The sequence below is a fragment of the Spiribacter curvatus genome (assembly GCF_000485905.1).
Lineage (GTDB): Bacteria > Pseudomonadota > Gammaproteobacteria > Nitrococcales > Nitrococcaceae > Spiribacter > Spiribacter curvatus.
In genome coordinates, this window is sequence record NC_022664.1 from 502,960 (window position 1) to 515,897 (window position 12,938).

Annotated in this window: 11 protein-coding genes; 8 read left to right on the top strand and 3 right to left on the bottom strand. The window is 65.3% G+C overall.

Going from position 1 to position 12,938, the window contains the following annotated elements; translation table 11 throughout:
* Window positions 1-32 precede the first annotated feature (32 nt).
* From SPICUR_RS02490 to SPICUR_RS02500, 3 genes are read left to right on the top strand one after another with little or no spacing between them, the layout of a single operon-like run.
* Window positions 33-428, top strand: a complete 396-nt coding sequence (locus SPICUR_RS02490; RefSeq protein ID WP_023365723.1) for a TraR/DksA family transcriptional regulator — start codon at window positions 33-35, stop codon at window positions 426-428.
* Between the two features lie 14 nt (window positions 429-442).
* A complete protein-coding gene (locus SPICUR_RS02495; RefSeq protein WP_023365725.1) occupies window positions 443-2,176 on the top strand; it encodes an autotransporter assembly complex protein TamA in 1,734 nt (577 codons plus the stop codon).
* Window positions 2,176-5,181, top strand: coding sequence for a translocation/assembly module TamB domain-containing protein (locus SPICUR_RS02500; RefSeq protein ID WP_023365727.1), 3,006 nt, complete (start codon window positions 2,176-2,178; stop codon window positions 5,179-5,181). The genes SPICUR_RS02495 and SPICUR_RS02500 overlap by 1 nt, the downstream gene beginning before the upstream one ends.
* On the opposite strand, the gene SPICUR_RS02505 is transcribed toward SPICUR_RS02500, so the two are convergent.
* The gene (locus SPICUR_RS02505; RefSeq protein ID WP_023365729.1) at window positions 5,172-6,482 is read right to left on the bottom strand and encodes a DEAD/DEAH box helicase; all 1,311 of its coding nucleotides are present in this window, start codon (window positions 6,480-6,482) and stop codon (window positions 5,172-5,174) included. The two genes, SPICUR_RS02500 and SPICUR_RS02505, sit on opposite strands and share 10 nt — an antisense overlap.
* 95 nt (window positions 6,483-6,577) lie before the next feature.
* Here SPICUR_RS02505 and grxD point away from each other — a divergent pair, with 95 nt between their 5' ends.
* The gene (gene grxD, locus SPICUR_RS02510) at window positions 6,578-6,901 is read left to right on the top strand and encodes a Grx4 family monothiol glutaredoxin (protein WP_023365731.1); all 324 of its coding nucleotides are present in this window, start codon (window positions 6,578-6,580) and stop codon (window positions 6,899-6,901) included.
* Here grxD and rnt read toward each other — a convergent pair.
* Window positions 6,898-7,530 carry a ribonuclease T gene (rnt, locus tag SPICUR_RS02515; RefSeq protein ID WP_023365733.1) on the bottom strand — a complete coding sequence of 211 codons (633 nt, stop codon included), beginning with the start codon at window positions 7,528-7,530 and terminating at the stop codon, window positions 6,898-6,900. The genes grxD and rnt overlap by 4 nt on opposite strands.
* Window positions 7,527-8,582: a dihydroorotase gene (pyrC, locus tag SPICUR_RS02520; protein ID WP_023365735.1), complete on the bottom strand. Its 1,056-nt coding sequence runs from the start codon at window positions 8,580-8,582 to the stop codon at window positions 7,527-7,529. Before pyrC ends, rnt begins: the two co-directional genes overlap by 4 nt.
* Window positions 8,583-8,690: 108 nt before the next feature.
* On the opposite strand from pyrC, the gene SPICUR_RS02525 reads away from it, so the two are divergent.
* The 4 genes from SPICUR_RS02525 (at window position 8,691) to SPICUR_RS02540 (ending at window position 12,938) form a co-directional block, all read left to right on the top strand.
* The gene (locus SPICUR_RS02525) at window positions 8,691-9,905 is read left to right on the top strand and encodes an argininosuccinate synthase (protein WP_023365738.1); all 1,215 of its coding nucleotides are present in this window, start codon (window positions 8,691-8,693) and stop codon (window positions 9,903-9,905) included.
* Window positions 9,906-10,013: 108 nt separating this feature from the next.
* Window positions 10,014-11,009, top strand: coding sequence for a metal ABC transporter solute-binding protein, Zn/Mn family (locus SPICUR_RS02530; protein WP_076742129.1), 996 nt, complete (start codon window positions 10,014-10,016; stop codon window positions 11,007-11,009).
* Complete coding sequence (locus tag SPICUR_RS02535; RefSeq protein WP_023365742.1) at window positions 11,006-11,818, top strand: metal ABC transporter ATP-binding protein; 813 nt, start codon at window positions 11,006-11,008, stop codon at window positions 11,816-11,818. Before SPICUR_RS02530 ends, SPICUR_RS02535 begins: the two co-directional genes overlap by 4 nt.
* Window positions 11,796-12,938 (top strand): metal ABC transporter permease, encoded by a 1,143-nt coding sequence (locus tag SPICUR_RS02540; RefSeq protein ID WP_023365744.1) that lies wholly within the window; start codon window positions 11,796-11,798, stop codon window positions 12,936-12,938. Before SPICUR_RS02535 ends, SPICUR_RS02540 begins: the two co-directional genes overlap by 23 nt.

The following is a 12,938-nucleotide window of genomic DNA, read 5'->3' on the forward strand; positions in this document are numbered from 1 at the left end:
CGCTTAGCGACCATGGAAAGAGGAGTGAGGAAATGGACGATTACCTGACAGCAGAGCAGCGGCGCGAACTCCGCGAGGCGCTGGAACAGCAGCAGGCGGAGCTGCGGGCCGAGATCCGTCGGGAGGTACTGGCCGCCGACCTGCATCGCTCCGAGGAGATCGCCGATCGGGTCCGCGATCCGGGTGACGAATCCGTCGTGGATCTGCTTGCCGATATCGAGTACGCCGATATCGATCGCCATATTGAGGCACTTCGGACCAATGAGGCGGCGCTGCGGGCCTGGCATCAGGGCGGTTACGGTTGGTGCGCCGACTGTGGTGATCCGATCCCCTTTGCCCGACTGCAGGCTCTGCCTTCGGCGTCCCGCTGCGTGGATTGCGAGGCCATTCGTGAAGATCAGGCAGGAGGCCCGCCGCCACGTCTCTGAGCCGAATCGGGCGGATGTTCCTGCCCCGGAATCAAACCCTGGCTGCGGTGCTGATGGGCGTGATGATGACCATCGGGTCGGCCCATGCGGCGATCGAGCTCACCCTCTCCGGGGCGGAGGGTCAGCTTGCCGATAACATCCGCGCACACATCGATACTGAAACCGTCATCGACTCGGAGCTGGCGGGGCGTTTATATCGGGATAAGGTCATCGAACAGGTGCAGAACGCGGCCGAGGCACTGGGGTATTACCAGGCGGAGGCCGACGTGACGCTGCGCCGGGTGGACGCTGGCTGGGCCCTGTCAGTCACCGTGACACCGGGGCCACGGGTTGAGGTGCGTGATGTCAGCCTGCAGGTGACCGGCGCAGGGGCCGACGATCCGGGCCTGGCGCGGATCCGCGGGATCGTGCCGTTGCACAGCGGTGAGGCGCTCAATCATGCCGACTACGAGGCGAGCAAGCGGGCGATGGCCAATGAGGCGCTGCAGCGGGGCTTCTTTGATTACCGGTTTACCACGGCCCGGCTCGCCGTCAATGCCGACGGGGGCTGGGCGGATGCCACCCTGGCGATGGATTCCGGCCGCCGCTACGCGCTGGGGGAAGTCACCTTCTCACCCTCACCGTTTCGGCGCCAGTTTCTGGAGCGGCTGGTGCCATTCCGGCCCGGTACGCCCTACACCGCCGAGGCGGTGGCTGACTTCAACCAGCGGCTGTTCGAGAGCGGTTATTTCGAGGACGCGGTCGTGGAGACCCAGCGTCAGGCGGCTTCCGAGGGACGGATACCGGTCCGCGCCGAGGTGGTGACCGGTGAGCGCAATACCGTCACCACCGGACTGGGTTTCTCCACTGACGAGGGACCGCGCCTGCGGTTCGGTTACGAGCGTCACTATGTCAACAATCGGGGGCATCGACTGAGCAGTGAGCTTCGCCTGTCTTCGGCCCGTCAGGGCCTGAACGCCCGTTATGAGATCCCGCTGGCGGATCCGGTCAACGATCACTTGTCGGTGACAACCGCCTGGCAGAACGAGGACATCGAGGACAGCCGCAGTGAGCGCTACAGTCTGCGTGTCGGGCGCCGCCAGACATTCACCTCCGGCTGGACGCGGACCCAGTCGCTGCGCGCGCTCTCCGAGCGTTTCACCGCAGGCCTCGATACCGGGCGCAGCCGCCTGCTGCTGCCGGGCATCCGCTTTTCGCGGACCCGCTCCCGGGGCGGTGTCGATCCCGACTGGGGCGATCATCAACGCTATTCGCTGGAAGTCGCCAGCGAGGACCTGCTCTCGGATGTGGACATCGCCCGGTTGCGGTTGGGCAACACCTGGCTGCGGACGCTGCGCGACGTCCATCGATTCGAGGTGAGCGCCGATCTGGGTGGCATGGCGACCAGCGACTTTACCCAGACACCCACCTCACTGCGCTTTTTCGCCGGCGGTGACCAGAGTGTGCGCGGGTTCGCCTATCGCAGTCTGGGACCGGAAGACGCCAGTGGCGAGGTGACCGGCGGCCGCTATCTCACCACAGCCAGTGCCGAGTACAGCTACGCGATCACTGGGCAGTGGCGGCTGGCTGGCTTTGTCGATAGCGGTAACGCCTACGAGGCGATTGATGCCTTTGATCCAGAGGTCGGTACCGGGTTTGGCGTGCGCTGGTCGTCGCCGGTCGGTCCGCTGCGGCTCGACTTCGCCTGGGGCGTCAGCCGTGAAGACGTCCCATTCCGCATCCATCTGTCCATCGGTCCACCCTTCTGATGCCGCGTCTACGCAGTCTTTTGATCACGCTCGTCCTGGTTGCCGCACTGTCTGGCGCCTGGCTGATCAGTACCACCGATGGCGCCCGCTGGCTTGCCGCGCGCGCCGAGGCGATGGTGCCGGCTCTCCAGGTCACGGTGACCTCGGGCAGCCTGTGGGAGGGTGTCTCGATCACCGATCTGCGTTGGGCGAGCGACAGCCGCCAGATCGCCGTGGATTCGTTGAGGCTGGACTGGACGCCCGGGTGCCTGCTGCGCTGGCGTGTCTGTGTCGACGAGTTGGCGGTTGAGGGGGTCCGGCTCGATCTGCCAGCGGTTGACGCCAGGCCTCCCAGCGCCGATCCGGCGCCGAAGGCCAATCCCCTTGAGGCGATCCCGGCGGATATCCCGCTGCCGGTCGTGCAATCCCCCGTCGACGTTAGCCTCGATCGTGTCACGATCAATGGCCTGGCGCTGCGGCGTGGCGATCAGCCGCTGGCCGCCGGCCTCTCCTCGATCGCACTCAGCGCCCGTCTGGTGGGCCAACAACTGACTGTTGAGCGCCTGGCCCTGGCGGGTGAGGCGGGGACGGCCGAGCTCCGGGCCGATGTCACCCTGAATGCCAACTGGCCGGTCGACGCGGATTGGCAGGCGAGTCCCGCTGCCTCGCTGACGGCGGGCGAGGCTGTGAGCGTTGAGGGGCGCGTGCGGGGATCGATCGCTGATCTCGCCATGAGTGGTTCGGTCTCCGGCGCCCGTTCGGTGGATTTCGCGCTCGAGCTGTCGGCGTTGGCTGCCCCCCGGCGGCTGGATGCGCGGTTTGAAGCCTCGGGGGGCCATCTTGCTCTCAATGCCCGAATCGATGATGCCATCGATGTAGAGGGCGATCTGCAGGCGCCGGCGCTGGATGCCTTCTGGCCCGGTCTGAGTGGCGAACTCACGGGTCGCTTCCGTGTCACCGGCCATCCATTGCGGCCGTCGGTAACGGCGTCGGTATCGGCCGATACCATTGAATATGCAGGCATTGGACTGACCCGTGCTCGGCTCGAAGCCGATTGGGCCACCCGTCAGGGCGGGCAGGCCAGCCTCGAGGCCGACGGACTGCGACGTGATGGTGAGGCGCTTGGCAACGCACGCATCGCGATCGATGGACGCCCCGATGATCATCGGATTGAGCTGGCCGTGGATAGCGAATCGGCCTCAATGCAGCTCGATCTGACCGGTGCGCTGGATGCAGCGATACCCGCCTGGCAGGGGGCAGTGAGCGACGCCCGTGTCTCCGTGGACGGTGAGCAGGCTCGGCTGGTGGGTGCGCCATCACTGTCGGTCAGTCGCGATGCCCTGCGTCTGGGAAGTCACTGCTGGGTATGGGAGGACGTTCGCGCCTGTACCGAGCCACTGGTGGCCAGCCCGGAAGCGGCACAACTGCGGGTCAGCCTCTCGGCGTTGCCCCTCGCGCTGTTGCAGCCCCGGCTGCCGGCCGGGTTTCGCCTGCCCGGATCAGTGACGGGCACAGCAACGCTGGAGTGGCAGGCCGAGACGGGGCCCGCCGCCCGGGTGACCCTGGTCAGTCCGGCCAGTCACATCGAGGTGCCGCAGCGCGAGGCCGATGAACCACTGACGCTGCGCTATGACCGGATCGTGGTCGATGCTGATCTGCGACCGACGAATGCACGCCTGCGGGTCGGGCTGGCGTCTCCGGCGATCGGCGATGGCGGCTTTGCGGTGGCGACCGATCCGCGCGATGCGCAGCGTCCCCTGACGGGAACGGTCTGGCTCGATGGACTCTCGATTGCGCCGCTGGCGGGGGCGCTACCGCAACTGCGCCGTGTCGAGGGGCTGCTCAGCGCCCAGGGGGCGGTCGATGGCACGCTGACTGCGCCGCGTTTTCGCGGATCGGTCGGGCTGCGCGATGGCGTCCTGCTTCCCGCGGCGTTGGCGCTGCCGCTTGAGCAGATCAACGTCAGCGCCGACATCGATGGCCAGGTAGCAGCCCTCGAGGGTGGCTTCCGGGCGGGCGACGGTCAGGGGGCTATTGATGGACGGCTTGACTGGCAGACCGGCGCCCTGGACGGCGCCGTTGACCTGACCGGCGAGGCGCTCGATGTGCGTATCGGGACCCTGGCCCGCCTGGCGGTGACGCCGGACATCACCCTCGCCATCAATCCGGATACGCTGAGGCTGACCGGCTCGGTCACCATTCCATCGGCTCGGATCGAGCCCACCGGATCGTCGGCCGGCGCCATCCGGCGCTCGCCCGATGCCGTCCGGGTGGGAGACGATGGCCAGCCCCTCACATCGGCAGCGAATGACGGCGGCCGGAGCCTTGAGACGGATCTGCGACTGGTGCTGGGGGATGCGGTGGAATTCTCGGTGCGCGGTGCCACGGGGCGGCTGGATGGCGCGCTGCGTCTTCGTCAGATCGGCACCGCGGGTGCCGAGGCGGAGGGCGTGCTGAACCTGATCGACGCGAGCTACGAAGCGTATGGCCAGTCGTTGCAGGTGCGTCGGGGTCGACTGATCTTTGCCGGTCCACTGGCGCGACCGCGGCTGGATATCGAAGCGATCCGGGAGGCACCGGATATCGTCGCCGGGCTTCGGGTAACGGGACGGGTCAATGATCCTCAGGTGCAGCTGTTCTCACGCCCGGCGATGGCACAGGCCGACATCCTCTCGGTGCTCCTGACCGGGCGGCCACCCGGTCAGGCCTCCCCGGATGAGGAGGAGCTGTTGAACAATGCGGCCCTGTCGTTGGGTGTATTCGGTGGCGGGCGTCTGGGTGAATCGCTGGCCGAGGATCTGGGCGTCGAGGACTTCCAGCTCGAGGCCAGCGGCCAGGGCGGCGACGCCCAGGTGTCGGTCAGTGGCTATCTATCACCCAACCTGATGGTGCGCTACGGCGTTGGTGTCTTCGAGCCGGAGAACACCGTCAGTCTGCGCTACTACCTCACCAGCCAGCTGTATCTGGAGGCGGTCAGCGGCGCTGAGACCGCCTTCGATGTCTTCTACTCGTTCGACTACGACTGATCGCCGTCGGAGGGCGCTGAGTCATTGCGCTTGCGACTGCCGCCGCTCCGGCGTCCGCCATTCCCGCCCGAGCGGCTGCGGTTTGCGCCGTTGCCACTGCGGCGATTGTTCGTCCGTGCCGCGGGTTTGAGGTCCTCGACGATGAGCTCGGCAGGCGCCATTTCCGCGGGGATTTTCTGGTCGATGTAGCCCTCGATATCCGGCAGCGAGTAGACATAGGTCTCGCAGGCGAAGCTGATCGCATCCCCGGCAGCGCCGGCCCGGGCCGTCCGGCCGATGCGGTGGACATAGTCCTCTGCATCCTGGGGCAGGTCGTAGTTGATGACGTGACTGACCTCGGGGATATGCAGGCCACGGGCCGCTACATCAGTGGCGACGAGGATTGGCAGGTCGCCCCCCTGGAATTTCTCCAGCAACTGCTCGCGCTTGTTCTGCGGGATATCACCGGAAATGACCGCCGCCTTGATGTCGTTACCGATCAGATAGGCGGCCACCTTGTCGGCGTCACGCTTGGTGTTGACGAACAGCAGCGTCCGGGTCGGTGCCTGCTCGCGCAGGACACCGATCAGCAGACCGATCTTCTGATCGTTCTCGACATGATAGAGGGTCTGGCGGACGCGGTCGGCGGTGATCGTGTCGGATTCGATCTGGACCGACTCGGGCTCGTTCATGTGCTCGTAAGCGAGCTCGCGGACCCGCTCGGAGAGCGTTGCCGAGAACAGCATATTGAGGCGCTGGTCCGGCGCTGGCATGCGCCGCAGCAGGTAGCGGATGTCGGCGATGAAGCCCATGTCGAACATGCGGTCGGCCTCATCGAGCACGCAGACCTCGATGTTATCGAGGCTGAACACGCCCTGCTTGTAGAAATCGATGACCCGACCCGGCGTACCGATGATGATATCAGTGCCGCGCTCCAGCGCCTTGCGCTGGCTCTCATAACCCGTGCCGCCGTAAATACAGGCGAAGTCCATGCCAGTGAACCAGCCGAGCTTTTCCGCATCCTTGTGGATCTGCAGCGCCAGTTCGCGGGTCGGGGCGATGATGATCGCCCAGGGACCGATCCTGTCGGCGGCGACCGGATGCGACATCAACCAGTTCATGGTGGCCAGCAGGAATGCTGCCGATTTGCCGGTGCCCGTCTGGGCCTGACCGGCGACATCGCGACCCTGCAGCGCGATCGGCAGGGCGGCCGCCTGGATCGGCATGCAGTACTCGAAGCCGGCCTCTTTCAGGCCCGTGAGCAGGGATTCGTGGAGTCCAAGGGACTCGAAAGTCGTGTCAGAGAGATGATTTTGTTCCATGGCTGCGGAGGATACCGTATTGATCGCTTTTATGCCCCTCGTCGATTGCATGCGCAATCCGTACACTGTAGGTACGAATTCATAAAGGAGTGGAAATGAGCGACGTACAGGAAAGCATCCGTGAGCAGGTCGAGGGCAACCCGGTCATTCTCTACATGAAAGGCTCGCCGCAGTTCCCGCAGTGCGGCTTCTCGATGCGTGCCGCCCAGGCGCTGGCGGGCTGTGGGGTCGAGTTCTCCTACGTCAACGTGCTCGAGGACGAACAGATCCGTCAGGGGATCAAGGAATACGGCAACTGGCCGACCATTCCGCAGCTCTATGTCAGCGGTGAGTTGCTCGGTGGCTGCGACATCATCATGGAGATGTATGAGTCGGGTGAGCTTCAGGAAGCGGTCAAGACGGCCGACCCCGACGCCTAGTCCGGCCGCGCGTCGTTGGGGTGCCCGTTCAGGGCGTCCCAGCGATTGACGATCGTGCAGAACAGCTCCGCCGTCTTTTCCGCATCGTAGATCGCGGAGTGGGCCTCGCGCGCATCCCAGTGAATGCCGGCGGCAGCGATTCCCCGTGCCAGTACCGTCTGCCCATAGGCCAGCCCCGACAGCGTAGCCGTATCGAAGCATGAAAACGGGTGGAATGGATTGCGCTTGATGCCCGAGCGACTCACCGCTGCATTGAGAAACCCCAGATCAAACCATGCGTTGTGACCGACGAGTACGGCGCGGCTGCAATCGGTGGTGCGGATGGCCTCGCGGATCGGCTGGAAGATGTACTTGAGTGCCTCATCCTCGGGCACCGCCATGCGGAGCGGGTGATCCGGATCGATGCCATTGAACTCCAGCGACTTCGGATCGAGATTGGCACCCTCGAACGGCTCGACGTGGGTCGTGAATGTCGGGCCATTATGGAGACGGCCATCATCGTCCATTTCCACGATCACTGCAGCGATCTGCAGCATGGCGTCGGTGGCGGCATTGACGCCGCCGGTTTCGATGTCGACCACCACGGGCAGAAAGCCGCGGAATCGCTGATTGATGGGTCGGGCGTTCATGCGGTCTCCGGTTGGGTGTCAGCTGTCAGCGACCAGGGGATTTCATCGCCAGCGCGTAGAGGCACGATACGGGTATCGCCATAGGGCAGGCTGGCCGGCATGGCCCGTGGTCGGCGCGCCAGCGTCAGGGTGTCGGTGTTACGAGGCAGGCCGTAGAAGTCGGCCCCGTAATGGCTCGCGAATCCGGTCAGTCGATCCAGCGCGCCCGCTCTCTCAAACGCTTCGGCATAAAGCTCGATGGCGAGCGGCGCGGTGAAGATGCCCGCACAACCGCAGGCGTTCTCCTTGGCATGGCGTGGGTGCGGTGCACTGTCCGTCCCCAGGAAAAACCGCGGATGACCGGACGTGGCGGCATCGATCAGCGCTTCGCGGTCGCGCTCGCGCTTGAGGATCGGCAGGCAGTAATGATGGGGCCGGATACCGCCCACCAATAGATCGTTGCGGTTCATCAGCAAATGCTGCGGGGTGATCGTTGCGCCCAGGCGCGTCGGCCCCGAGCGGACGAATTCAACGGCATTGGCGGTGGTGAGGTGCTCGAGGACAACGCGTAGCTGACCATGGCGCTCGAGCAGCGGGGCCAGCCGCTCCTCGAGAAAGACGGCTTCCCGATCGAAGATGTCCGTGTCCGGGTGGGTAACCTCACCATGAATGCAGAGCGTGAGATCGTGCTCGGCAATGGCGGCCAACGCGTCATCACAGCGACGGATATCAGTGACTCCCGAGTCACTATTGGTGGTGGCACCCGCGGGATACAGCTTGACGGCATGGATCAGGCCGCTCGCCGCAGCCCGCTCGATCTCAGCGGCTGGGGTGTTATCGGTGAGATACAGGGTCATCAGCGGTTCGAATCGGCTGCCGGCCGGCCGTGCCGCGAGGATGCGCTGGTAATACGCCTCGACCGCCGCCGTGGTGGTCAGCGGGGGCGTGAGATTGGGCATGATGATTGCCCGCCCGAAGCGCGCCGCACTCCAGTGGACGACATCGGCGAGTGCTGCACCGTCGCGCAGATGCAGGTGCCAGTCGTCCGGTCGTGTGATCGTCAATGTATCCATTCCCCCAGTGTATCAGGGCCGCCGGGCGGCGCCTTGATTCTGCGCGTCGGCGCGCCGATCATTGCGTCAGGTTTCCGCCCCACATCCCGACATTCGAGAGAGCAATCCATGAGCGAAATCAAAAAGGTGGTCCTGGCCTACTCCGGTGGTCTCGACACCTCCGTCATCCTCCAGTGGCTGCGCGACCACTACCAGTGCGAAGTGGTGACCTTTACCGCCGATCTGGGCCAGGGCGAGGAGCTCGAGCCGGCCCGCGCCAAGGCAAAGGATCTGGGCGTCGGGGAGATCTACATCGATGACCTGCGCGAGGAATTTGTCCGCGACTTCGTCTTTCCGATGTTCCGCGCCAATGCCGTCTATGAAGGGGAATACCTCCTCGGGACTTCGATCGCACGGCCGCTGATCGCTAAGCGCCAGATCGAAATCGCCCGCGAGACCGGGGCCGATGCCGTCTGTCATGGCGCGACCGGTAAAGGTAACGATCAGGTGCGCTTCGAGCTCGGCTATTACGGGCTCGAACCGGGCATCCACGTGATTGCCCCATGGCGGGAGTGGGACCTCAACTCCCGTGAGCGACTGCTGGCCTACGCCGAGGATCGCGGCATCCCGATCGAGGGTAAGAAGGAGGGCGGCGGATCGCCTTACTCGATGGACGCCAATCTGCTGCATATTTCCTACGAAGGCGGCGTCCTGGAAGATACCTGGACCGCGGCGGAGGAATCGATGTGGCGCTGGAGCGTCGCGCCGGAGGCCGCACCCGATACCCCTACCGAGATCGATATCGAATTCCGTGGCGGTGATCCGGTCGCGATCGATGGCGAGGCGCTGCTGCCCCACGAGATGCTCTCGCGGCTTAATCGGCTCGGTAACGACAACGGAATCGGTCGGATCGACATCGTTGAGAACCGCTACGTCGGCATGAAATCCCGCGGCTGCTACGAGACCCCCGGTGGCACCATCCTCTTGCGCGCCCATCGTGCGATCGAGTCGATCACGCTGGATCGCGAGTCGGCCCATCTCAAAGACGAGGTGATGCCCCGTTACGCCGAACTGATCTATAACGGCTACTGGTGGAGTCCTGAGCGTGATGCGCTGCAGGCGTTGATCGACCGGACCCAGGCGCGCGTCAATGGCGTGGTTCGCCTCAAGCTCTATAAAGGCAATGTCATCGTCGTGGGGCGGCGGTCGGCGTCCGACAGCCTGTTCGACGACAGCATCGCAACCTTTGAGGACGATGCGGGGGCCTATGACCAGAAGGATGCCGAGGGCTTCATCAAGCTCAATGCACTGCGCCTCCGCGTGGCTGCGCGGCGGGGCGAATAGGCTCGCTTCAGGCGTCGCAGCCCGGTCCCGGGCGGGTTCGTTGACCTGTTCCCGGGGGCGGAGTAGATTGGAATTATTCCAATATTCGTTGATCGGGGAGAAGGTTGCATGCCTTTGAAACGTGGCTGGCAAGCCGTGCGGGTTGCGATGGCCGGGCTGTGCATCGGCCTCGCCCCCACCGCGCTGGCCACTCCCAGCGTTCTGGCGACGACGGGCATGATCGGCGACATGGTGGACACTATCGGCGGGTCGTGCGTGAACACCCGGGTGCTCATGGGACCGGGTATTGATCCCCACCTCTACCGCGCCGCGGCCTCGGACGTGCGAGCGTTCCAGGAGGCGGCGCTGGTGACTTACAACGGGTTTGGCCTGGAAGGTCAGCTCGACAGCGTCCTGACCCGATTCGGTGAACGCCGACCGACCCTGGCCGTTGCCGAGGCGGCCAGGCGTGAGGGTCCCCGGGGGGTCATCCGGAGCGCGGGTAGCGATGCCGTTGATCCGCACATCTGGATGGATGCACGCCTGTGGGCCCAGGGCATCGCCCCAACAACGGAGGCGCTGGCCGCGGTCGCACCGAAATGCGCATCGGGTATGCGCGAGCGTGCATCGACCCTCCGCGAGCAGCTTCACGCGCTGGATGACTGGATCATGGCACGCATCAATAGTATTCCATCGAGCCAGCGGATCCTGCTGACCGCCCACGATGCGTTTCGCTATTTCGGCCGGGCGTACGGCATCGAGGTGCGCGGAATCCAGGGGATCAGCACGAGCTCCGAGGCCAGCGTCGCGGACATCCAGTCCATTGCCGGGCTGATCGCCGAGCGCGATATCCCGGCGCTTTTCGTTGAGACGACGATCAATCCGCGGCCCGTTGATGCGGTGGTTGCGGCCGCTCGTGAACGCGGTGCCGATGTATCCATCGGCGGTTCTATCTACGGCGACGCACTGGGTGAGTCCGGGGCGCTCGGTGACCGTCATGTCGGCATGCTGATTCACAATACGGCCGAGATCACCCGGGCGCTGGGTGGTTCGGTCAAACCACTGCCAGCGTCTCTCACACAGTGGCAGGCGGAGTTGGACATGATGCTCGAGGCGGATCGGTGACTGCGCCGCGAACAGGTGACCGGGAGTCGCGTGACGCCGACTGGGCGCTGCATACCGAGGATCTGACCGTCAGCTACGGTGATCGCCCGGCGCTCTGGGATATTGACCTGAACATCCCGGCGGGGGTGCTGGCCGGTGTCATTGGTCCCAATGGCGCCGGCAAGAGTACGTTACTGAAGGCGGTGCTCGGTCTGGTTCCGCTGTCGGCCGGCCATGTCCGGCTGTTCGGCCGGACCTACCGGCAGCAGCGCCAGCGGATCGGTTATGTGCCGCAGCGGTCCTCAGTGGACTGGGATTTCCCCACCACCGCGGTGGATGTTGTCACCATGGGTCTCTACGGCCGACTCGGGTGGCTGCGCTGGCCGGGTCGGCGGGAGCGTGATCAGGCACTGCGAGCGCTTGAGGAAGTGGGGATGGATCCGCTTGCGGACCGCCAGATCAGTGAGCTCTCCGGCGGGCAGCAGCAGCGCGTGTTCATCGCAAGGGCGCTCGTCCAGCAGCCGGACATGCTGCTGCTCGATGAGCCGATGGCCGGGGTTGATGCGACCACCGAGCGCAGCATCATCGAGATCCTTGGCCGGCTGCGCGACCAGGGCCGCACCATCATCCTCGTCCACCATGACCTGCAGACCGTGCAGCGCTACTTCGACTGGCTGGTCTTTCTCAATGTGCGGGTCATCGACGCCGGACCAATCGACTCGGTCTATACCGCCCGCAACCTGCGCCGCGCCTACGGCGGACAGGTCGCGCTGCTGGACGAAGGTGGCCGACCGACGGGAGCGCCGGATGATCACGACGTTACTGACTGACTACACCCTGCAGAACGTGGTGGTCGGCGCCGCGCTGATCGGCATCATCAGCGGCGTACTGGGGTCGTTTGCGGTGCTGCGACGCCAGAGCCTGCTGGGCGACACCCTCTCGCATGCGGCACTGCCGGGGGTCTGTCTGGGGTTCATGGTGGCCGGCGCCCGCGAGATCGGGAGCATTATGGGGGGGGCGCTGGTGACCGCGGTGGCGGCGGCGCTGCTGACGGTGGCACTGACCCGGAATACGCGCCTGAAGATGGACGCTGCACTGGCCTCCACACTCAGTCTCGGTTTCGCGCTGGGTGTGGTGCTGCTGACCTGGATTCAGTCCCGCGGCGGGGCCGCCCAGGCGGGACTCGACAGTTTCCTTTTCGGTCAGGCGGCCGCCACGACGCGGGCCGATCTCTATCCGATGATGGCGCTGGTGGGCCTCAGTCTCGCCGGTGTGGTGCTGCTCTGGAAACCGCTCAAGTTAATGACATTCGATCCCGGCTTCGCGGCGGTGGCCGGGCTGCCGGTGCATCGGCTGGAGCTCCTGCTGACCGCGATGATCGCGCTGGCAGTGGTCACCGGGTTGCAGATGGTAGGCGTTGTCCTGATGACTGCGATGGTGATCGCCCCGGGCGCCGCGGCCCGGCAATGGTGTGGGAGTCTGCTGGGGATGGTGCTGCTCTCCGCCGTGCTGGGCGCCCTCGCGGGTGTCGTGGGTGGGCTGATCAGTGCCCTGGCGCCGGGGCTGTCCACGGGTCCGGTGATCGTGCTCACCGCCACTCTGATCGCGTTGGTCTCACTGATGATAGCGCCACACCGCGGGCTCATCCCACAATGGTGGCGGCGGCGCCATCGCCGCAGTCATACCTCAACCGACCGGATTCTCCAGACGCTCTACGAACTGGCGCGCGAGCATGATGACTGGCGATACCGCGTCGAGCAGGGCGCTGTAGACGCCTATTACGGCATGGTCACCGAGCCGCAGCTCATGACGCTGGCCGATCGCGGGCTGGTCGTCCCGGCCCAGCACATGCCGGATGAGGGCCAGCACTGGCAGCTTACCGACGCGGGTGTTGCCCACGCTGCCGCCCGCCAAGAGCGTCAGCGCGCCACGACAACGCGGCGGTCGTGA